The 19799-nt window shown below is 64.8% G+C and carries 20 protein-coding genes; 11 read left to right on the plus strand and 9 right to left on the minus strand.

What is annotated here, in order from left to right:
* The first annotated feature begins 4 nt into the window (after positions 1–4).
* The 3 genes from AB4Y44_RS15470 (at position 5) to AB4Y44_RS15480 (ending at position 3494) form a co-directional block, all read left to right on the plus strand.
* A complete protein-coding gene (locus AB4Y44_RS15470; protein WP_368700107.1) occupies positions 5–826 on the plus strand; it encodes an alpha/beta fold hydrolase in 822 nt (273 codons plus the stop codon).
* 284 nt (positions 827–1110) lie between these two features.
* A complete protein-coding gene (locus AB4Y44_RS15475) occupies positions 1111–2472 on the plus strand; it encodes a HAMP domain-containing sensor histidine kinase (protein WP_342918668.1) in 1362 nt (453 codons plus the stop codon).
* Positions 2469–3494 (plus strand): response regulator, encoded by a 1026-nt coding sequence (locus tag AB4Y44_RS15480; protein WP_342918667.1) that lies wholly within the window; start codon positions 2469–2471, stop codon positions 3492–3494. Before AB4Y44_RS15475 ends, AB4Y44_RS15480 begins: the two co-directional genes overlap by 4 nt.
* Positions 3495–3554: 60 nt before the next feature.
* Here the strand turns inward: AB4Y44_RS15480 and cqsA are convergent, their stop codons facing one another.
* The gene (cqsA, locus tag AB4Y44_RS15485; protein ID WP_368700108.1) at positions 3555–4856 is read right to left on the minus strand and encodes an alpha-hydroxyketone-type quorum-sensing autoinducer synthase; all 1302 of its coding nucleotides are present in this window, start codon (positions 4854–4856) and stop codon (positions 3555–3557) included.
* A 588-nt stretch (positions 4857–5444) separates the two neighbouring features.
* Positions 5445–6614, minus strand: a complete 1170-nt coding sequence (locus AB4Y44_RS15490; RefSeq protein WP_368700109.1) for a GGDEF domain-containing protein — start codon at positions 6612–6614, stop codon at positions 5445–5447.
* A gap of 145 nt (positions 6615–6759) precedes the next feature.
* Here AB4Y44_RS15490 and AB4Y44_RS15495 point away from each other — a divergent pair, with 145 nt between their 5' ends.
* The 7 genes from AB4Y44_RS15495 (at position 6760) to AB4Y44_RS15525 (ending at position 12334) form a co-directional block, all read left to right on the plus strand.
* Positions 6760–7062 (plus strand): antibiotic biosynthesis monooxygenase, encoded by a 303-nt coding sequence (locus tag AB4Y44_RS15495; RefSeq protein WP_324150797.1) that lies wholly within the window; start codon positions 6760–6762, stop codon positions 7060–7062.
* Positions 7063–7202: 140 nt separating this feature from the next.
* On the plus strand, positions 7203–7505 hold the full coding sequence (locus AB4Y44_RS15500; protein WP_368693190.1) for a DUF2795 domain-containing protein: 303 nt from the start codon (positions 7203–7205) through the stop codon (positions 7503–7505).
* Positions 7506–7672: 167 nt separating this feature from the next.
* A complete protein-coding gene (locus tag AB4Y44_RS15505) occupies positions 7673–8023 on the plus strand; it encodes a response regulator (protein ID WP_342918663.1) in 351 nt (116 codons plus the stop codon).
* Between the two features lie 271 nt (positions 8024–8294).
* Positions 8295–8501, plus strand: coding sequence for a hypothetical protein (locus AB4Y44_RS15510; RefSeq protein ID WP_133180301.1), 207 nt, complete (start codon positions 8295–8297; stop codon positions 8499–8501).
* A gap of 135 nt (positions 8502–8636) precedes the next feature.
* Positions 8637–9158: a PRC-barrel domain-containing protein gene (locus AB4Y44_RS15515; RefSeq protein ID WP_342918662.1), complete on the plus strand. Its 522-nt coding sequence runs from the start codon at positions 8637–8639 to the stop codon at positions 9156–9158.
* A 102-nt stretch (positions 9159–9260) separates the two neighbouring features.
* Positions 9261–11393 carry a phosphocholine-specific phospholipase C gene (locus AB4Y44_RS15520; RefSeq protein WP_368700110.1) on the plus strand — a complete coding sequence of 711 codons (2133 nt, stop codon included), beginning with the start codon at positions 9261–9263 and terminating at the stop codon, positions 11391–11393.
* Between the two features lie 146 nt (positions 11394–11539).
* Entirely contained in the window at positions 11540–12334 is a 795-nt protein-coding gene (locus tag AB4Y44_RS15525) for an SDR family NAD(P)-dependent oxidoreductase (RefSeq protein WP_368700111.1), read from the plus strand.
* 127 nt (positions 12335–12461) lie between these two features.
* Here the strand turns inward: AB4Y44_RS15525 and AB4Y44_RS15530 are convergent, their stop codons facing one another.
* The 3 genes from AB4Y44_RS15530 to AB4Y44_RS15540 form a co-directional block, all read right to left on the minus strand.
* On the minus strand, positions 12462–12626 hold the full coding sequence (locus AB4Y44_RS15530) for a DUF1328 family protein (protein WP_028203076.1): 165 nt from the start codon (positions 12624–12626) through the stop codon (positions 12462–12464).
* Positions 12627–12874: 248 nt separating this feature from the next.
* Positions 12875–13720 (minus strand): alpha/beta hydrolase family protein, encoded by an 846-nt coding sequence (locus tag AB4Y44_RS15535; protein ID WP_342918659.1) that lies wholly within the window; start codon positions 13718–13720, stop codon positions 12875–12877.
* A gap of 196 nt (positions 13721–13916) precedes the next feature.
* Positions 13917–14243, minus strand: a complete 327-nt coding sequence (locus AB4Y44_RS15540; protein ID WP_342918658.1) for a hypothetical protein — start codon at positions 14241–14243, stop codon at positions 13917–13919.
* A gap of 80 nt (positions 14244–14323) precedes the next feature.
* On the opposite strand from AB4Y44_RS15540, the gene AB4Y44_RS15545 reads away from it, so the two are divergent.
* Complete coding sequence (locus AB4Y44_RS15545; RefSeq protein WP_368700112.1) at positions 14324–15019, plus strand: SOS response-associated peptidase; 696 nt, start codon at positions 14324–14326, stop codon at positions 15017–15019.
* Positions 15020–15080: 61 nt separating this feature from the next.
* Here AB4Y44_RS15545 and rhaS read toward each other — a convergent pair whose 3' ends face one another.
* The 4 genes from rhaS to AB4Y44_RS15565 all read right to left on the minus strand — a co-directional run bounded on the left by rhaS (position 15081) and on the right by AB4Y44_RS15565 (position 19786).
* A complete protein-coding gene (rhaS, locus tag AB4Y44_RS15550) occupies positions 15081–16088 on the minus strand; it encodes a rhamnose ABC transporter substrate-binding protein (RefSeq protein ID WP_368700113.1) in 1008 nt (335 codons plus the stop codon).
* A gap of 80 nt (positions 16089–16168) precedes the next feature.
* A complete protein-coding gene (locus AB4Y44_RS15555) occupies positions 16169–17188 on the minus strand; it encodes an ABC transporter permease (RefSeq protein ID WP_368700114.1) in 1020 nt (339 codons plus the stop codon).
* A complete protein-coding gene (locus tag AB4Y44_RS15560) occupies positions 17181–18236 on the minus strand; it encodes an ABC transporter permease (RefSeq protein WP_324156572.1) in 1056 nt (351 codons plus the stop codon). Before AB4Y44_RS15560 ends, AB4Y44_RS15555 begins: the two co-directional genes overlap by 8 nt.
* Positions 18233–19786, minus strand: coding sequence for a sugar ABC transporter ATP-binding protein (locus AB4Y44_RS15565; protein ID WP_368700115.1), 1554 nt, complete (start codon positions 19784–19786; stop codon positions 18233–18235). Before AB4Y44_RS15565 ends, AB4Y44_RS15560 begins: the two co-directional genes overlap by 4 nt.
* Positions 19787–19799 lie beyond the last annotated feature (13 nt).

Consider the following 19799-nt stretch of genomic DNA (forward strand, 5'->3'; position numbering starts at 1 on the left):
CGCCATGAACGAAAGCGATTTCGCCGATCTGGCCACCACGTCCACGCGCGATGCGCTGCGCATCGAATATCGCTGGATCGCCGCGGCCGCCAGCGACGCGCCGCTCGCTGTGTTCCTGCACGAAGGTCTCGGCTCGATCGCGATGTGGAAAGACTGGCCCGCCGCGCTTTGCGAGCGCCTCGGCATGCGCGGGCTCGTTTATTCGCGTCCGGGTTACGGCCGTTCCACACCACGCGCGCAAGGCGTGAAATGGCCGGTCGATTTCATGTCGGCGCAGGCGCGCGACGTGTTACCCGCGCTGCTCGACACGCTTGGCGTGAGCGCGGCCGACCGCGCGCGCATGTGGTTGATCGGTCATAGCGACGGCGCCTCCATCGCCCTGCTCTACGCCGCCGCTTTCCCCGAAGCACTCGCGGGCGCGGTGGCGATTGCGCCGCACGTGTTCGTCGAAGACATTTCGGTCGATAGCATCGGCGAGGCGAAGGTTGCGTACGAAACGACCCGCTTGCGCGAAAAGCTCGCGCGCTATCACGACGATGTCGATTCCGCATTCTACGGCTGGAACGATATCTGGCTCGATCCCGCCTTCCGGTCCTGGAACATCGTCGGCGAGCTGGCGTCGATTCGCGTGCCGCTGCTCGCCGTGCAGGCGCTCGACGACCACTACGGCACCATGGCGCAAGTCGAAGCGATCGGCGCGGCCGTGCCGCACGCGCGCGTCCACGCGCTCGCGCAGGGCGGCCATTCCCCGCATCGCGACGCGCCGCAGCCGCTGAACGACATCATCGAGCAATTCGTTTCCGCACCACGAGAGCCAACGGCCTGAACACACCCCAGCGCCCTCGCAAGACCCTCCAGCGCCCATCGAACGCCTCCAGACAGGGGTGAATCGATGCACCACGCATAACATTCCCCCGTCAACGCGGCGCCGAAGCCCATCGCAGGCCGAACTAAGGGCCAAACCCGCCTCATCGCTACAATCCTTTGGTGATATTGTCTTTCTTTGTGTGGTGGAGACGGGGTCCGACCACGCGAACCCAACGGCAGAACGGGGCACCAAAAAAGCGAGACGCAAGAAGACCGGCCGGATCACGCGCGCCGGCCAGAACGATGAGCGATTCCATCCTGATGAACGTTTCAAGAACCTCGGTGCGACTGAGGCGAGCCTGGGCGTCGATGCGTCCGCGCTTCGTGCGCGCCTTCGCGCCCGCGCTGCGCAACCTGCAATACGTGAAGCGCCGCATGCGCCCGCTCGCAGTGGTAGCAAGCGTGGGCTTCCCGCTTTACTACTACGTCTGGAAAGACCTCTTTCCTCAGCCGTATGAAAATCTCACGCTGCGCCTGATCGGCTCGTTTCTGTTCATACCGATCCTCGCGTTCGAGCGCTGGCCCGCCGCGCTGAAAAAGCTGCTGCCGTGGTACTGGTACTTCTGCACGCTCTACGCACTGCCGTTCTTCTTTACGTTCATGCTGCTCAAGAACAACGGCAACGAAGTGTGGGTGGAAAGCGCGCTGATCGCGGCGTTCGTAATGGTGCTGCTGCTCGACTGGCTCATGCTCGTGCTGCAGTTCCTCGTGGGCATCAGCCTCGCGGTGATCGCGTACTGCCTCACCACCTACCCCATCGTGCTCGGGCCGAACTACCTCACGCATCTGGCGATCTTTTCATTCGCGGTCGCGATCGGCGCGGTGGCCAATTACGATCAGGACCGCATTCAGATCGAACAGGAGCGCGCCATGCTCGCCACGGCGGGCAGCGTGGCGCACGAACTGCGCACGCCGCTCGTGGCGATCCGCGTGGGCGCCGCGGGCCTCATGCGCTATTTGCCTGCGCTGCTCGACACCTATCAACTCGCACAGCGCAGCCGCTTGCCGGTGCCCAAGATACGCGTGGCGCATCTGCATTCGCTGCAAGGCGTGGTAGGCCGCATCGAACAGGAAGCACTGCATTCGAATGCGATCATCGACATGCTGCTCGCCACGGCGCGCTTCACGGGCGGCAACATGCAAAACGCAACGATATGTTCGATCGTACATTGCGTGGAAACCGCGCTCGCGCGTTTTCCATTTCGCGAAGGCGACCGGCGTCGGGTAATCTGCAATCTGCGCCCCGATTTCGAATTCCACGGATCTGAAATGCTTACCGTTCACGTGCTCTTCAATCTGCTCAAGAATGCCTTCCGGCATATGGGCAGCATCGAAGGCGCGCAGATTTCGATTCGTCTTGAATCAGGGCAAAGGGCCAATCGTTTGATTTTCAGCGATACGGGCACCGGTATTTCCCCTGAGGTATTGCCGCACATCTTCACGCGCTTTTATACTTCGACAACCGCCACCGATGACGTGACGCTCGGAGCAGGAATCGGGCTGGCATTCTGCCGCGATGTCATGCAAGCGATGGGTGGAGCAATCACGTGCTCTTCCGTAAAAGGCGAATACACCGAGTTCGTTTTGACATTCCCTGCGCCATGACGAAAGCCATTCAGCCGTTCTCCTATCCGACCACCGTCGCCTTCGTCGACGACAGCGCCGCGTTCCTTTCGAACCTGAGCCTGCAACTCGACCCCGACCTGGCCTTCCGCCTGTTCAGTTCGCCCTCCGAGGCGCTGAAGTTCCTCAATGGCCGTACGCCGCACGACCGCGCGGCGGAGCCTATCTTCAGCCCCTATCTGGACCGCACGGAAGAAAACGATGCGCACCAGGTCATCGCCATGCGCGTCGATGCGATACGCAGTCTGGTACATAACGCTTCGCGCTTCGAGTCGGTTTCGGTCGTGGTGGTCGATTACGACATGCCCGAACTCAACGGCATGGAGTTTTGCCGCCGCATTACCGACCCGTCGATCAGGAAAATCGTGCTGACCGGCAAAGCCGACGAGCACGTGGCCGTGAAGAGCTTCAACGAAGGGCTGATCGACCGCTTCATCCGCAAGCATGAAGTCGATGCGGTGGAAACGCTGAACCAGGCGATCGACGATATGCAGCGCGCGTATTTCGACCGCTGCTGCAGCACCGTGCTCGACGCGCTCGCCGTTTCCGAATATGCCTTCCTCAAGGATCATGCACTCGCCGCGCACGTGAAGGGCATTGCCGATTCACTGGGCATCGTCGAGCACTATCTCTCGTACCAACCGCACGGACTCCTGATGTTCGACGGTGTCGGCACCGCGTACCTGCTCGTCATTCACACCGACGAATCGCTGCGCGGCGTGCGTGAGATCGCCGTCGAACAAGGTGCGCCCACAGGCTTCCTCGCCGAGCTCGACAGCCGTCGCAGCCTGCCTTATTTCTGGCGCACGGAAGGCTATTACCCGTCACAGTGCGCGGAATGGCAGCCGTATATGCACCCCGCATCGGAGTTTCACGGCGACCGCCGCTATCTCTACGCCGTGGTGAAGAAGCCGGCGGGGCTCGCACTCGACAACGTGCTGCCCTACGACCGGCATCTCGACCAGCTGGACCGCGAGATCCAGGCGGCGTGGGGTGCGCCCTGATAGCCGGGCGCACCCCACGCTACCGCTGTCTCGCTCCACGGCACCTCAATCGCGCACGGCTCAGGCCGCCACGGCCACCATCGGCATGTTCACCACGGCCTGCGGCAGACGCGTGCGCGCACGGCCCGCGTTGCGTTCGTTGCGGCGCGTGGACGGCCAGTTCCACATCTGCACCTCGTCGCGAATCTCCGCGCACACTTCGACGAGCCGCTCCAGTTCTTCCTCGCACAGCGCCGCATTGAGCGAGAGCCGCACGAGCGAGCGGTTCTGCGCCGTGGCGGGCGCACAGAACACCGAACCGAAAATGCCGCGTGCCTCGAGCGCGTCGCGCAGCACGATCGTCTGCGGCTCCGGGCCGGCTTCGAGCGCAATGATCTGCGTTTCGCTGCCGTTCAGGTTGTAGCCAAGTTCGGCCAGCCGTGAGCGCACGTAACGCGCGTTGGCAGCGACACGCGCACGCCGCCAGTCTTCGCGCTCGATCACGTCGAGCGTCGCCGCGAGACCCGCCGTTTCATGCGGCAGCAGCGTCGAGCTGAAAATGGCGGGCAGCGCCTCGCATTTGAAATACTCCTGAAAACGCCGCGAACAGCTGATGATGCCCGCGCGCCCGGCAAACGCCTTCGCGAGACTCGCGGTGCGGAAATGCACGCGGTCGATGAGCCCGAGCTCGGCCACCATGCCTGCGCCGTGCGGGCCGTGCGTGCCGAGCGAATGCGACTCGTCGACGACCAGCACGCAGTCGTGCTCGGCGCACACTTCGGCGATCGCCGTGAGCGGCGCGACGCTGCCGTTCGTGCTGTACACCGAATCGACGATCACGATCCCGGCCCCGTAGCGCTGGATGCGCTGCTCGAGGTGATCGACATCGTTGTGGAAGAAACTAATCGCCCGCGCTCCGGCGCTGCGGATGCCTTCCCACAGCGACATATGCGCCATCATGTCGACGTACACCGGCGTCTGCGCATTGGCGATCGACTGGATCAGCCCCGTATTCGCGGCAAAACCCGACTGGCACAGCACGCTCGCTTCGGCCCCCATGTATGACGCGAAGCGGTCTTCGAGCGCGAGCTGCGGGCAGTCGTCGCCGTGCAGGAACACACCCGACATCAGGAGCCCGTTGCCCTCCGAGCGGATACTCATGCACATTGCATCGAGAATCTCGGGGTGGCGCGCAATCGAAAGATAGTCGTTACTCGAAAGGTGCAAGGCATCGGCATCGGCGACACGGCCCTTCATGATGTGGCCCCCGGCCCAGCTTTCCTGCACGCGCTCGGTGTAGTAGCGATCGACACGTGCTGCGAGGAATGCGGGCAATGCCGCGTCGTTGTTATGTGCGTTACGCCAGTTGCTGCCAACTTTCATCTCAGGCTCCTTGTGGTTAAAGGCCGGCCCCGGAGGCGACTTGTCTGGTCAGGAAGGATTCCGAAAGGCAGGCCCGTAATGTGCCCGCAGCGAAACGACACGCGCGATGAGGCCTGACGTGCGCATTCCGGCAGCGGACTTTTGAATGTGGCTGATGCAATGACTGGCGAGCGCGTGAGTCGCGGCGCGCGGCGGGGAGCGGTCACGGCCGGCGGCGCCAGAGCGCGCTTGAGAGAAAACCAATGCGGGCGCGGGGCGCCCGGAGCAGGCGCCTTCATATCCGCACGAATCCCGCTTCGCGTGATCGCCACTGGTTACAAGGGAAGAAACGCCCGCCCGAAAATTTTTGAGGCGCGCCACGCAGGCCACCTGGACCTTGCACGTCATGCAGCGAAAGCGCCTTCACGCTGCACGCAACGTCAGTCGCGCCATTGATAATTATCGTTTAAAAACAGCGCTATTAAGCGCCTCGCATTGCGCAACTATGCGTAGCGCATGGAGTTTCGACAGGATTGCCCGTCGCGCCGCGAAAGGGCGCGAGCGCTGATTCACCACGCATAGATTGCGTGGAGGAGACCGACGGAATCGTCAGATGGCCACGACGCGGTCGCGCCCGCGTGACTTGGCGACATAGAGCGCGGCGTCGGCGCGCGCCATCAACGTGGCGAGCGAGTCTTGCGCCTGCAGTTCATCCACGCCGGCGCTGAACGTCAGGCCGTCGTGGGGCGCCTCGCCGGATTCGCGGGCATGAGCGTCGGCGCTGCGGCGCACGGAGAGCGTCAACACGCGCAATTCATCGAGACGCGTCACGACGTCGTCACGGGTCATGCCCACGAAGAGCAGCGCGAATTCCTCGCCGCCGAGGCGGCCGAACAAGTCCTCCACGCGCACGCCGCCCTTCACGACGCGGCAGAACTGCGCGAGCACGCGGTCGCCTGCGGCGTGCCCGTAGCGGTCGTTGATCGACTTGAAGTGATCGATATCGACGATCGCGCACGCGACCCGCTGGCCCTTCTCGCGCGCGGCTTCGAGCGACGCATTCGCCTGAGCGAGAAAGGCGCGGCGCGTGAGTGCGCCGGTCAGTTCGTCCTGGTTCGCGAGGCGTTCGAGCCGCTCGGCCATGCGATCGTGCGCGAGCAGAACCATGCCGATCGAAAGCGAAGGCAGCACGAGAATGCCGAGCGCGAGCCACGCGACGTTGAGCGGCGTGAAATCGAGCAGCCCGTACTGCTTCACGAAGCCGCTGCCGTACATCACCCCGCGCAGCGCGTGCGCGAACGCGCCCAGCCACGCCGCGAGGGTCACGAACCGATAGCTGTACACGGGGCGCTCAGGCGGGCGGCAACGCAGCGAGAGCCAGCCGAGCGACGCGTAGATAGCCGCATGAAACGCGGAGACGACGGCCACGCGCGCGCCGAGACTGGGCGTGACCCAATACCACCACACAATACCCATTGCGAGCGCAACGGTTCCCGCGTAGGCGAGCGGCACGCGCGGCTTGAGCCCGAAGAACTGACGGCAGCCCTCGAGCAGCCGCACGACGGCGAGCGCCAGCAAGGTGTTCGCAACGAACACGGTGAGGATGGGAAAACCAAGCCGTTGCAGGCCCGCGAGCAGGAGCGCCACACTGGCCATCAAATAGGCGCCAATCCACCGCCCGACGCCGGGAATACCCGCAGGCCGCAGCGAGCCGAGAATGGCGAGGCTCATGATGCTCGAAAGCACCGTGACGAGAAGGATATTGACCGGATCTAGCATGTACGGCGTGGTCTGAAGATATGCCTGAGTTTACGGCATCAATTTGAAAAACATTCGCCCTGGCCGCCGCCCTCCTGGCGCTTGACGAACGCCCCGAAGGACCGCGACCATGCCTGAGACGCCACGACGTAACAGGAGCCATGTCATGACCCAGCATGCGTTGTACGTCGAGCTGCACGCGCAGCCCGGCAAGGAAGAGGAACTCGCGGCATTTCTCGCGAGCGCGAAGCCGCTGGTCGATGCGGAGCCCGGCACGCCGGCCTGGTTCGGCGTGCGCTTCGACGCCACGACGTTTGCGATCTTCGACGCATTCGACGACGAAGCCGGCCGCAGCGCGCATCTGAACGGCCAGGTGGCCGCGGCATTGATGGCGCGCGCGGGCGAACTGCTGGCCGCGCCGCCGCAGATCCGCCGCGCCGACGTGCTCGCCGACAAGCTTCCCGCGTGAACGGCCGCCCGATTGCCCGGGAGGACGCGCGCGCGGCCACGTCCTCTCCCAGCCCGTAACCACGGCGCACGGCACGCACAGATAATGGGCGCCGGGAACGGCAACTGCGGGAGGCGTCGCGATCTTCGAAGGAGGAGCCGATGAAGCCAGCTTCCGCTTGCGAGGCCGCACGATCTGACACCCCTGACGAGGCGCGTTCGAACGCCGAGGCGCTGAGCGATCGCGTGCTGCACGCCCTCGAACGCGTCACCTGGCCCGCGCACCCCGCTACGCTGATCGAAACCGCCGAGCGCAGCGGCGCGCCGCGCGACGTGATCGACGCCCTGCGCCGCTTGCCCGACGAGGCGTTCGGCAGCTTTGCCGAAGTCTCGGCACTCATCGTCGCGGCGCAACTGGGCGCGCGCGGCTCGACCGCGCAACGGGGCGCGGCGACACAAGGATGATGAACGAGACGGCAACGATGCCGAGCGCTGATCGCGATTGCGCGCCGCGGGAACAGAAATTGCGAACTGCGAAACGGCCGCCGGATACCCTCGGCCCGCCGCGACGCGATCGCGAAGAACAAAGGCCCAGCCGCCATGATCGGCCAGGCCGCTCACGCAAGAAACGTATGGCTACCGTACTACTAGTCGACGACGACACGAACGCGCTCGATGCGCTCAAGGAACTGGTCGGGCAGGAAGGTTATCGGGTCAGAACTGCCGCAGACGGTTCGGATGCCCTGCAAAGCGCGCTCGACGACCCTCCCGATGTCGTGATCTCCGACTGCATGATGCCGCGCATGGACGGTCTCTCCCTCATGCGCGAAATGAGGCGCAGCAGCAAGCTCGCGGGTGTGCCGCTCGTGCTCGTCTCCGCGCTCGTCACCCTGCCCCCCGACGCCGACGTCGTGGGCTTCCTGCGCAAGCCCTTCGCGGTTTCGCAACTGCTCGACATCCTCCACCGGGTCGCCACGCCGTGACAGGCTCGAGCCTCCTGCCTCCTGCGCTGCATGAACGATTTACATCCTCGTTGTAGCGACTGACACGACACCGGGGCGCCCAACGCGCCAGTTCGCGGGCGTTTCCTTGATTCGGCATCCTGACCGGTTCTCACTCGATAGCCGCGCCTCGCGCGCCACGGCATGACCGATGCTGGGGAATCGGCGTGGCCGGTCCATTTCGGGCCGGCATGGGATCGAACCCTAGCCGCATTGCGTCGTGATGCGATGCGCATAACCCAGGGAGGTCGAAATGAGCGAATACGCAGGCCGCTCGCACGACGAGCGCGTGGCGCAACGCAAGCGCGAGAAGAAAGGCGCGACGGAGCCGCCAGGCGGCGATATGGCCGTGCACGGCACCGAGCCCGACGCCACCCACAGCAGCGGCGAGCTCTCTGAGCAAGGCAAGGAAGTGTGGCGCAAAGGCGCGGGCCTGGACGGCGGCGGCAAGAGCGACTGAATCTTCCTTCGAGCCACCACGACCGCCAGGGCGCATGGTTGCGCCCTCAACTTCCGCAATCTTTTGCATAACCGGCGCGCGCCGCGCGCGGGAGACCCCCGGCGTGCGTGTTTCATCGTGAACAAGGAGAACATCATGGCCTACTCGCAAACCCCGATCGGTTCAGCATCGCCCAGCGGCAAAGGCGCACGCGACGGTGCACGTATCGTCGGCCGCGACCAGTCGGACACGCGTGGCCCCGGCCCCGACGTGATGGCGGCCAGTACGCTGGACGGCGACCGCGTGATGAGTTCGGACGGCGACGAAGTCGGCAAGGTCAAAGAAATCATGCTCGACGTGGAAAGCGGCCGCATCGCCTACATGGTGATGTCGAGCGGCGGCTTTCTCGGCATCGGCGACAAACTGCTCGCGGTGCCGTGGAATGCCCTCACGCTCGACGCGGCACGCAAGTGCTTCGTGATTGCGCTCGACTCCGAGCGCGTGAAGAACGCACCGGGCTTCGACAAAGGCGAGTGGCCATCGATGGCCGATCGCACCTGGGCCAGTTCCGTGCACCAGTACTACGGCCGGGAGCCGTACTGGAGCGACGATGCCGCGAGACTGCCGCTGGACGAGCCGGGGCGCGAACCGCCGGAGGCCGGCGGCGTGAAGCTCTGACCGGCGCGCACGCGCACCCGTAACCGTTCATCTGGCGCCCGCGGCGGCGCCAACGTGTCATGCTAATGGTCGCGAGCACAACGACAACAACGCGAACCCACCATGACTTCGATGGACCGCCGTGATTTCCTTCGCGCCGCCGCCGCGGGCGCGACGCTCAGCCTGGCTTCGCCCGCCATCCAGCGGGCCCTGGCCATTCCTGCCAACAACGCAACCGGAACGATTGAAGACGTGCAGCATATCGTCGTCTTCATGCAGGAAAACCGCGCGTTCGACCACTACTTCGGCACGCTGCCCGGTGTGCGCGGCTTCTCTGACCGCATCACGATTCCCTTGCCCAACGGCGCCAACGTGTGGCAACAGAACGACGGCACCCGCACGCTGCTGCCGTTCTACCTGGACAGCCGCAAGGGCAACGCGTTGCTCGCGGGCGGCGCGCACAACTGGGCCGACGCGCACGAGGCCTGGGACCACGGCCGCATGACGCATTGGCCCAAGTTCAAGGGCGATGCCTCGATGGGTTACTTTCAGGCCTCCGACCTGCCGTTTCATTTCGCACTCGCCAACGCCTTCACGATCTGCGATGCCTACTATTGCTCGCTGCACGGAGGCACCAATTCGAATCGGCTCTTTCTGTTCACCGGCACCAACGGCCCCACGGCCTCCCCTTATGCCGTGGTCTCCAACAATGGTTGGGACAACATCGGCGCGCCGTCCACGGGCCTGAAATGGACCACGTATCCGGAGCGTCTGCAGGCCGCAGGCGTGACGTGGAAGGTGTACGAAAACCAGCCCGATAACTACACCGACAATCCGCTCGTCGGATTCGCGAGCTATCGCAAGGTGCTCGAGACGATCGAAGGCTCGCCCAACGTGCCGTGGACCGAGGCGCACGACGCACGCGAACCGCTCTATAAGGGCGTCGGCAATACGATGCCCGATGGCGGCTTCCTGCAGGCGCTCAATGACGACATCGCGGCGAACCAGCTGCCCCAGGTGAGCTGGATCATCGCGCCGCAGGCCTATTCCGAACACCCCGCCGTTTCGACACCGGGTCAGGGCGCCTACTATCTCCAGAAGCTGCTCGAAGCGCTGACGCGCAACCCGGACGTCTGGAGCAAGACCGTGCTCTTCGTGAACTTCGACGAGAACGATTGCTTCTTCGATCACATGCCGCCGCCTTGCCCGCCCTCGCCCATCAAGGACGGCAAGTACGCAGGCAAATCCACGGCCACTACGCGCCACGAATACTTCACCCTGCCGAACCCTCCCGGCGACGGCAAGCCGGTCAAGCCAGACGGCTTGCCGTTCGGGCCCGGGCCGCGCGTGCCGATGATCGTCGTCTCGCCGTGGAGCACGGGCGGCTATGTGAACTCCGAAGTCTTCGATCACACGTCGGTGCTGCGCTTCATCGAGGCGCGCTTCGGCGTGCGCGAACCGAATATCAGCCCGTGGCGGCGCGCGGTATTCGGCGATCTCACCTCGGCATTCAACTTCAGCATGCCGAACGAAAAGGCCGTGGGGGCGTTTTCCGCGCCCACAAAGGCCGACGCCGATGCGCTGAACAAGCAGCAGAACGCGCTCAAGCCCGTGCCCGTGCCGCAGTCCGACATGCAGACCCTGCCGCAGCAGGCGCGCAAGGCGCGGCCCTCGCGCGCGCTGCCGTACCGCCTCAACGTGGATGCGAGCGTCGACGGGCGTCATCACAAGATCCAACTGGAGTTCGGCAACGAAGGGAAAGCCGGCGCCGTCTTTCACGTGTACGACACGCTTCATCTCGACAGAGCGCCGCGCCGCTACACCGTCGAAGCCGGCAGGACCCTGCGCGACACGTGGACGCCCAGCGCCGCCGACGACGGCGCATACCGCCTGTGGGTGCTCGGCCCGAACGGTTTTCATCGCGCCTTCGAGGGCAACGTGCGCGCGGCGGCGCATGGACCCAATCCCGAAGTGCGCGTGCGCTACGACGCCGCGAACAATGCACTCGTGCTGAGCATCGCGAACCGCGCGAGCGCGGCGTCGAACGTGAGCGTGGCGGCCAATGCCTACCGCAGCGATGGACCCTGGACCTATGCGTTGCGCGCCGGCGAACAGGTGCAGTCGAACTGGCCGGTCGCGGATTCGGGCGGCTGGTACGACTTCACGCTGAGCGCGGAAAACGGCGTGCTACGGCGCTTCGCAGGCCGTGTGGAAACCGGCAGGGACAGCGTGAGCGATCCGGCAATGGGTGCGTGAGACGCCTGAGAAAGCATCCAGAGCGCCTGCGCAGTACACTGCCCGTTCCCTTCACGATGGCCGCGCGTGACGTCGCGTCCTGAACGCTCAACACGCGTTCAACACGCGTTCGCAAGCGTGGCCAGCCTTCTCCTCGAGGAGCCCGCATGAAAATCGATCTGACTGGAAAACTCGCGCTCGTCACCGGCTCGGCTGCGGGCATCGGCCTTGCCGCGGCCAAGGGCCTCGCGCTCGCGGGCGCCGACGTGATCGTCAGCAGCCGTCACACCGAAAACGTGCGCGAAGCCGAAGCGGCGCTGCGTACCGCTGCGCCCGGCGCGCGGGTGCAGGGTTTCGTCGGCGATCTTGCCAGTGCCCAGGGATGCGACGCGCTCGTGAAAGCGCATCCGCAGGTGGACATCCTCGTGAACAATCTCGGTGTGTTTCAGCAGCAGGACTTCTTCGAGATTCCCGATGCCGAGTGGCTGCGCTTCTTCGAAACGAACGTCATGTCGGGCGTACGGCTCTCGCGCGCCTATGCGAATGCCATGGTCGAGCGCGGCTGGGGGCGCATCGTGTTCATCTCGTCGGAATCGGGATTGAACATTCCCGGCGACATGATCCACTACGGCATGACGAAGACCGCGCAACTCGCGCTCGCACGCGGCCTCGCCAAGCGCCTTGCGGGTACGGGTGTTACGGTCAATTCGGTGCTGCCGGGCCCGACACTCTCCGATGGCGTGACGCACATGCTCAAGGACGAAGTGGCCGCTTCGGGCAAAACCGTCGAAGAGGTCGCCGCGCAGTTCGTGCAGACGCATCGCGCCTCTTCCATCATCCGGCGCGCGGCGAGCGTGGAGGAAGTGGCGAACATGATCGTCTACGCGTGCTCGAAAGAGGCGTCCGCAACCACGGGCGCGGCCTTGCGCGTGGACGGCGGCGTGGTGGATACCATCGCGTGATGCCCCCCGGCTACAAGCACGGCTATTTAATTCGCCATACGAAGTATTGAAACACTGCTGTCGAGTACAGAAAATCGCAGCCCGCACGAGCGGGCTGCGATTCAACTGCAACAAGGGGGTTCGTTAATCAGCCCCGTCTCACGACGCCGAGCAGCAACGTGACGAGGAAGATCACGAGGAAGATGAAGAACAGGATCTTGGCGATCGATGCCGCACCCGCCGCGATGCCGCCAAAACCGAACACGGCCGCGATGATCGCGATGATAAAGAAAATGACAGCGTATTGAAGCATGACGTCCTCCTGCATCCGGTGCGAGCCGGCTCAAGGGTGGTCGCCGCGCCCCGGCGCCGCGTGCGGTCGCCTGATGCCCGGCATCTGGTTGAGCAGGACGGATCGACGCGCCCGCCCCTGCAGGCGCATGACAGCAAGCGCGGTGCCCGAGACCGGGCAGGGGTTCGCGGGGAATGGTGTGACGGAATGCGGTTGGAAAGATGTTGGCAAACGCGCGCGCGCCGGAAAAGCGCGCGCTTCGTGATGCGTCACGCCACTTGCGGATGCCAGCCGGCGCGCTGGAACGCCGTGGCGAAGAAGAGCACCTGGTAGCGGATCGAGTTCGACCAATAGGACCACGTATGGCCGCCTGGACGTTCCGCATAATCGTGCGGCACGCCTAGTTCGACGAGCTTCTCGTGCAGCGTGCGGTTCGATTGCACGAAGAAGTCGCTCACGCCGCAGTCGATCGTCAGCGCGATATGAGCGTGTTCGAAGTCCTGTGCGCTATCCACGATCGCATTGCTGTTCCAGAACGACGCGTGCCGGCCGGGATCGCCGAACACGTGATCGATGCCGGGCTCGTCTTCGCAGTTGCGCGGATCGACGGCGCCGCTAATGCTGCCGGCCGCGCCGAAGGTCTCCTGCCGGTCCAGCGCGATGCGCAGGGCGCCGAAACCGCCCATGCTCAAACCCGTGATCGCGCGCGCCTCGCGCGTGGCGATCGTGCGGAAATGCATGTCGATATACGACACGACCTCGCTGCCCACATACGTTTCATAACGACTGCTGCGATCGAACGGGCTGTCGATGTACCAGCTCTCGTGTCCGCCGTCCGGCATCACGAGCACCACGTGATAACGGTCGGCGAGCTTGCCGATGCGGGTGTTCGAAGTCCAGTCGGCATAACTGCCGCCCGAACCGTGCAGCACGTAGATCACCGGAAAGCGCGCGGCGTGGTTGCCGCGTGCGTAGTCGTCGGGCAAGACGACGGTCGCGTCGAACGAGCGCTCCATTGCGGCGCTGGGGATCGACACGACACGCGTCTGGTAGGCCCAGACGGGAGCACTGAGAAGCAGCGCCAGAACGAACCAGCATGCGCGGACAATAGCCATGAGAAGTCGCTCTTGTGTTGACTGCCACGAAAGACAACTGCTTTCATGGACTCTAACAAGAGCCACTTACAGCCAAATTTCAGCGTGCCATACGAATGGTTGGCGAACGTGTGGGAGCCCACATGATGGGAGACGGAACCCCCGCACGCCGCATTTTCGAGAGAGCCCTCTATCTCAAAGACTCCGCTGTGCAGCCTCAATCGCCGTTGCGCCGCCGGCGCTTCAGCCGCCCTTCCGGCTCGCCCTCGTGCAGCAAACCCTTTTGACGCGCCGTGAGCGGATCGGTCAAACACGGCTCCGCGTCGAGTTCCTGCTCGAAACGCTCCCACATGCCCGCAGGCGTATTCGCCTTACCGACGCGCGTGCCGATCGTGAGCCGGATCTGGTTCGCCCGGCTGATGGTGGAGCGCAACCGGTGGATTTCCCATAGCAACCGCAATACGACGGGCAAGGGATGCCGGTCGTAGATTTCAGCCAGCTCCGCCGCCGTGAGCGGAGGGAAGTGACGATGATCCCGTCCCATTTTCCGCCCCAAAACACTGTATATTTATACAGCCTATCACATGTCAGAATGATTCTGAAGGACGGGACGGAGAGACGACCATGTGCACGAACTACGCCGCCGCACGCCGTGACTACCTCTTCAGGCACTACGGCGTCCTGCCGCCGGACGACCCGTGGCGCGACGAGATCTTCAAGGACTATGCCGCGCCGGTGATCCGCCGTGCGGGCCCAACCCACCATGCGCCCGAGACGCCCGATGCGCGCGAAGCCCTGCTCGCGACGTTCGGCATGGTGCCGCGCAAACAGATTCCGCCCGGCGTGAAAGTGTTCGACACGATGAACGCGCGCGCCGAATCGGTGGGCGAGAAGCGCAGCTTCAGTGGCGCGTGGAAAAAGCTGCAGCTGTGCCTGATTCCCTGCGAGGCAATTTTCGAGCCGAACTACGAGACCGGCAAAGCGGTGCGCTGGCGCATCGGTCTTGCCGATGGCGCGCCGTTTGCCATTGCCGGCCTATGGCGCGAGTGGGACGAAGGCGAGGCCGGCAAGACGTACTCGTTCGCGATGCTCACCGTCAATGCGAGCGATCATCCGCTCATGAAGCGTTTCCACAAGCCCGGGGACGAGAAGCGTTCCGTGGTGATCGTGCCGCCTTCCGAGTATGAGAACTGGCTGGCGAGCCGTTCGACGGACGAGGCGAGGTCGTTTCTCAATCTGTACCCGGTGGAGGGGATGGCGGCCGAGCCTCAACCGCTGCCTCCGCGCGCGAGCCCGAAGGCCGAATCGAACGGTCAATAGCAAACGACCCGGCAAAACCGGGTCGTTTGGCATGCCACGTCACTCAAACCAGCAACGCGAATCAGAAGTTGAAGTTATCGATATTCGAAGCATCGAACGTCGTGGGCGGCCCGAGAATCACCTCACCGCTCTTGCCAATCGTACGCTTGCCGAGTTTGCCCGCCTCGAACGACTCGCCTTCCTTGCCCGTGATCGTGCCCGAAGCAAGATTGGCTGCCGCATACGCGGCGAGATAGCCGAGTGCACCCGGGTCCCAAAGCTGGAACGCCTTCACGGTGCCGTTCTTCACGAACGCGCGCATCTGGTTAGGCGTGCCGAGGCCCGTCACCGCCACCTTGCCCTTGCTCGGCGACGAAGAGATATAGCGCGCCGCCGCCGCGATGCCGACCGAGGTGGGCGCAACGATTGCTTTCAGGTTCGGATACGCCTGCAGCAGGCCTTGCGTCTCGACGAAGGACTTCTGGTCGTCGTCGTTGCCGTAGGCGATCTTCACGAGCTTCATCTTCGAATACTCGGGCTTCTTCAGCTCTTCCTGCATCCACTTGATCCAGGTATTCTGGTTCGTCGCGTTGGGCGTGGCCGAGAGAATCGCGAACTCGCCCTCGCCGCCCATCAGCTTCGAAACGAGCTGGATCTGGCCGCGGCCAATGCTCTCCGCGTTCGCCTGGTTCACGAAGATCTGCCGCCCTTCGGGCGCCGTGTCCGAGTCGAACGTGACGACCTTGATGCCTTGATCCATCGCGCGCTTCAAGTACGGCACGAGCGCATTCGCGTCGTTGGCCGCGATGACGATCGCGTCCTGGTGCTGCGTGGTGAGCGTATTGATGTACGAAACCTGCGAGGACGCGCCCGCGTCCGAAGGCCCGACCGCCTTACCCTCGCCCTTGAACTCCTTGATCGCCTCCAGACCGCCGTTATCGGCGATCACCTCGTAGGGGTTGTTGATCTGCTTGGGCACGAACGCGATCTTCAACCCCTCCTTGATGCCGGCCGCATGCGCCGCGACCCCGCCTCCCACTAGCATCGCGCACAGCAGGGCCGTGCACACGTGACGTACTGGCTTTCTCATGAATCGTCTCCTCGATGGGTACCGGACGCGTCCGGCTGATTGACCGCCTCTTGACTTCCTTGCCTTTCTTCACACCACGTTCACGCCGCCCGCGCCAGCGCGCGCCGGTCGCGCATCGTGCGCCAGCGCGCGGCGAGATTCGGGATCAGCACCGAAGCCAGCAGCAGCGCCCCGGTCACGATCGTGAGCGTTTCGCTCGACACGTCGACGAGCGTGAGCGCGTTCTTCAGTACACCGACGATCAGGAGCGAGAGCAGCACGCCGTACATCGACCCGCGCCCGCCAAAAATACTCACGCCGCCAAACAGCACCGCCGCGATCACCGAAAGCTCGAAGCCCTCGCCGTTGTCGCCGCGTGCGCTCGTGAAGCGCAGCGTATAGATGATGCCCGCGAGCGCGCTCATCACGCCCGACAGCACGAAGAGGCGCAGCTTGATCTTCGGCACGTCGATGCCCGAGAACGACGCGGCCGTGGTATTCGCACCGATCGCGAAGAGGCTGCGGCCGAACGCCGTGGCCTGCAGCCATATCGTGAACACGACGGCGCACGCCGCGACGATCACGAACGGCAACGGGATGAACGTGCTGCCCAGGTTGCTCATGCCAAAGAGCGTATAGCCCGGCGGGAAGTCGGCAATCGCCTGGTCGCCGAGCAACACGTAGGCCAGCCCGCGAAACAGCGCGAGCGTGCCTATCGTCACTGCGAGCGAAGGCAGATTGAGCTTCACGATCACGAGCCCGTTGAAGAGGCCCGCGAGGCCGCCTGCCACGAGCACGAGCGCCATGGCGACCGGCATCGGCAAGCCCATGTGCCAGAGCACGCCGAGCAAGGCGCTCGAGGCGCCGAGCACCGAGGCCACCGAAAGATCGATCTCGGCGGCGACGATGATGAGCGTCATCGGCAAGGCCATGAGCGCGACTTCGGTGAGGTCCGCGAGCACGTTGCTGATGTTCGCGCCCGTGAGGAACACGGGCGAGAGCACGCGCCCCACCACCAGCGATGCTATGAGGATGACGACCAGCAGCGCTTCCCAGCTGAGCGGCAGGCCGGGCTTGCGCGTGAGCAGCGCGGCGTCGGGTTTCGGGGCGTTCTTAGCCATGGTCGCGTTTCCTCATCATGCGTTTTGCCACTGAGCGGGCGAGCAGCGTATCGGCGGCGATGGCGGCCACGATCAGCGCGCCCTGGATCGCCTGCTCCCAGAATGGCGAAACGTGCAGCACCACGAGCGCGATGCTGATCACGCCCAGCACGAGCGCGCCGAGCGTCGCGCCGAGTATCGTGCCCACGCCGCCCGTGATCGCCACGCTGCCGACCACGGCGGCCGCGACCACCTGCAGCTCGATGCCCTTCGCGGTGCTCGCGTCCACGGTGCCGAAGCGGGCGAGCCACAGCGCGCCCGCCAGGCCCGCAATCGCGCCGCTGATCAAAAAGCCCGTCGCGACGCGGCGCTCCACGTTGATGCCGGCAAGGCGCGCCGCTTCCGGGTTCGAGCCGATCGCGTAGTACTCGCGGCCCGGCCGGAACTGCTTGAGATACACGGAGAGCGCGGCCAGCAACACGATCGCGATGAGCGCCAGCACCGGGATGCCGAGCACCGAGCCTGTGGCGAGCCGCGAATACGCGTCGGGCAGACTCGTGGCGTTGATCTGGCCGCCATGTACCCACGCGTAATCGGCGCCACGGAAGATGTAGAGCGTGGAGAGCGTCGCGACGAGCGACGGCACGCGCCCGACGGCCACGAGCAGCGCGTTGATGGCGCCCGCCACGAGTCCGATGGCGAGCCCCGCAACCAGCGCCACGAGCACGGGCATGTGCGGGAACGCCACGTAGAGACTGCCCACGCCATAGGCGCTGATGCCGACCGTCGAGCCGATCGAGAGATCGATATGGCGCATCAGGATCACGATCGTCATGCCCGCCGTGAGCAAGCTCACGATGGAGACGTTGAGCAGCACGTCGCGCAGGTTCTGCAGGTTGAGGAATTGCGGCCGCGCGAGCGCCGTACCGCCCACGATCAGCAGCAGGACCACGAAAAGCGTGGTCTCGCGGCTGCGCGCCAGCGCTTCGGCCCACGCACCCGCGTTGCGCCGCTGCGGGCGCGGCTCGCCGCCGTGCAGGGGATGAGGAGAAGTGGAATGGCGCATCATGCGGCGTGCCCCAGATGAATGTTGGTTTCGCCGAGCGCGGCGCTCATGATGCGCTCCTCGTTGGCGTCGGCACGTGCGATGTCGGCCGTGATGCGGCCTTCGTGCATGACGAGCACGCGGTCGGCCATGCCGATCACTTCGGGCAGTTCGCTCGAAATCATCAGCACGGCCATGCCCTCTTTGACGAGTTCCGCGAGCGCGCCGTAGACTTCGGCCTTCGCGCCCACGTCGATGCCGCGCGTCGGTTCGTCGATGATGAGCACCTTCGGCCCGGTCGCGAGCCACTTGCCGAGCACCACCTTCTGCTGGTTGCCGCCCGAGAGCGTGCCCACGGGTGCGTTCAGATCGCTTGCTTTCAAGCGCAGGCGCTTGCCCCACTGCCCGGCCAGATCCACTTCACGCCCCGTGGAGATGAGGCCGAAGCGCACGAGTCGCCCGAGCACGGTGAGCGACGCGTTACGCGCAATGCTCAGTTCGAGCGCGAGACCTTGCTGACGCCGATCCTCGGGCACGAGCGCGAGCCCTGCCTTCACGGCGGCAGCGGGCATGCCGGAGGCGAGCGGCTTGCCTGCAATCTGAACCTGCCCCGCGTCGGTTGGATCGATGCCGAATATCGCGCGCGCCACTTCGCTGCGCCCCGCGCCCACGAGTCCCGCGAGCGCGACGATCTCACCCGCGCGCACATCGAACGAAATGTCCTTGAAGACGCCGCGGCGCGTGAGGCCGCGCACGCGCAGCATCACTTCGCCCGGCCGCACGTCCGCCTTCGGGTAGAACGTGGCGAGGTCGCGTCCCACCATCTTCGCGACGATGTCCTGGGTCTTGAGCGTGGCCGTGGGCGCGTCGAACACCTTGGCGCCGTCGCGCATGATCGTCACGTGCTGCGTGAGCGCGAAGACTTCTTCGAGCCGGTGCGTAATGAAGAGAATCGCCACGCCACGGTCGCGCAGCGTGCGCGCGATCGTAAACAGCCGCTCGACCTCGGGCAGCGAGAGTGCGGCCGTCGGCTCGTCCATGATGAGCACGTTCGCGTTGAGCGAAAGCGCCTTCGCAATTTCGATCACCTGCTGGTCCGCAATCGAAAGTCCGCGCACGAGCCGTTCAGGTTTCAGCTCGACGCCTAGCGACTTGAGCAGCGCCGCGACCTCGCGATGCATCGTGTCGTAGTCGATACGGCCCACTCGATCCACGGGCTGACGCCCCATGTAGATGTTCTCCGCGATCGACAGATCGAAGAACAGTGTGGGCTCCTGATAAATCACCGCGATACCGGCGTCGCGTGCCTGGGCGGGCGTCGCGAACGCGCGCTCCACGCCGTCGATGCGCATCTCGCCGCCGTCGGGCTGATACACCCCCGCGAGAATCTTCACGAGCGTCGACTTGCCCGCGCCGTTTTCGCCGAGCAGCGCATGCACCTGGCCGGGCATGAGCCTCAAGCTGCCGTCGATGAGCGCGCGCACGCGCCCGAACGCCTTGCTCGCGTTACGCAGTTCGAGCCGCGGAATGCCATCGGCCCGGCTGTTTGCTTCTGCTTCCACGCCTGTCTCCATGTCGTTGCGCGCA

The sequence above is a fragment of the Paraburkholderia sp. BR10937 genome (assembly GCF_040965695.1).
GTDB lineage: Bacteria > Pseudomonadota > Gammaproteobacteria > Burkholderiales > Burkholderiaceae > Paraburkholderia.

Coding starts and splice junctions, on each gene's coding strand:
- AB4Y44_RS15470 (WP_368700107.1), top strand. CDS start 5: ATGAACGAAAGCGATTTCGCCGATCTGGCCACCACGTCCACGCGCGAT.
- AB4Y44_RS15475 (WP_342918668.1), top strand. CDS start 1,111: ATGAGCGATTCCATCCTGATGAACGTTTCAAGAACCTCGGTGCGACTG.
- AB4Y44_RS15480 (WP_342918667.1), top strand. CDS start 2,469: ATGACGAAAGCCATTCAGCCGTTCTCCTATCCGACCACCGTCGCCTTC.
- cqsA (WP_368700108.1), bottom strand. CDS start 4,856: ATGAAAGTTGGCAGCAACTGGCGTAACGCACATAACAACGACGCGGCA.
- AB4Y44_RS15490 (WP_368700109.1), bottom strand. CDS start 6,614: ATGCTAGATCCGGTCAATATCCTTCTCGTCACGGTGCTTTCGAGCATC.
- AB4Y44_RS15495 (WP_324150797.1), top strand. CDS start 6,760: ATGACCCAGCATGCGTTGTACGTCGAGCTGCACGCGCAGCCCGGCAAG.
- AB4Y44_RS15500 (WP_368693190.1), top strand. CDS start 7,203: ATGAAGCCAGCTTCCGCTTGCGAGGCCGCACGATCTGACACCCCTGAC.
- AB4Y44_RS15505 (WP_342918663.1), top strand. CDS start 7,673: ATGGCTACCGTACTACTAGTCGACGACGACACGAACGCGCTCGATGCG.
- AB4Y44_RS15510 (WP_133180301.1), top strand. CDS start 8,295: ATGAGCGAATACGCAGGCCGCTCGCACGACGAGCGCGTGGCGCAACGC.
- AB4Y44_RS15515 (WP_342918662.1), top strand. CDS start 8,637: ATGGCCTACTCGCAAACCCCGATCGGTTCAGCATCGCCCAGCGGCAAA.
- AB4Y44_RS15520 (WP_368700110.1), top strand. CDS start 9,261: ATGACTTCGATGGACCGCCGTGATTTCCTTCGCGCCGCCGCCGCGGGC.
- AB4Y44_RS15525 (WP_368700111.1), top strand. CDS start 11,540: ATGAAAATCGATCTGACTGGAAAACTCGCGCTCGTCACCGGCTCGGCT.
- AB4Y44_RS15530 (WP_028203076.1), bottom strand. CDS start 12,626: ATGCTTCAATACGCTGTCATTTTCTTTATCATCGCGATCATCGCGGCC.
- AB4Y44_RS15535 (WP_342918659.1), bottom strand. CDS start 13,720: ATGGCTATTGTCCGCGCATGCTGGTTCGTTCTGGCGCTGCTTCTCAGT.
- AB4Y44_RS15540 (WP_342918658.1), bottom strand. CDS start 14,243: ATGGGACGGGATCATCGTCACTTCCCTCCGCTCACGGCGGCGGAGCTG.
- AB4Y44_RS15545 (WP_368700112.1), top strand. CDS start 14,324: ATGTGCACGAACTACGCCGCCGCACGCCGTGACTACCTCTTCAGGCAC.
- rhaS (WP_368700113.1), bottom strand. CDS start 16,088: ATGAGAAAGCCAGTACGTCACGTGTGCACGGCCCTGCTGTGCGCGATG.
- AB4Y44_RS15555 (WP_368700114.1), bottom strand. CDS start 17,188: ATGGCTAAGAACGCCCCGAAACCCGACGCCGCGCTGCTCACGCGCAAG.
- AB4Y44_RS15560 (WP_324156572.1), bottom strand. CDS start 18,236: ATGATGCGCCATTCCACTTCTCCTCATCCCCTGCACGGCGGCGAGCCG.
- AB4Y44_RS15565 (WP_368700115.1), bottom strand. CDS start 19,786: ATGGAGACAGGCGTGGAAGCAGAAGCAAACAGCCGGGCCGATGGCATT.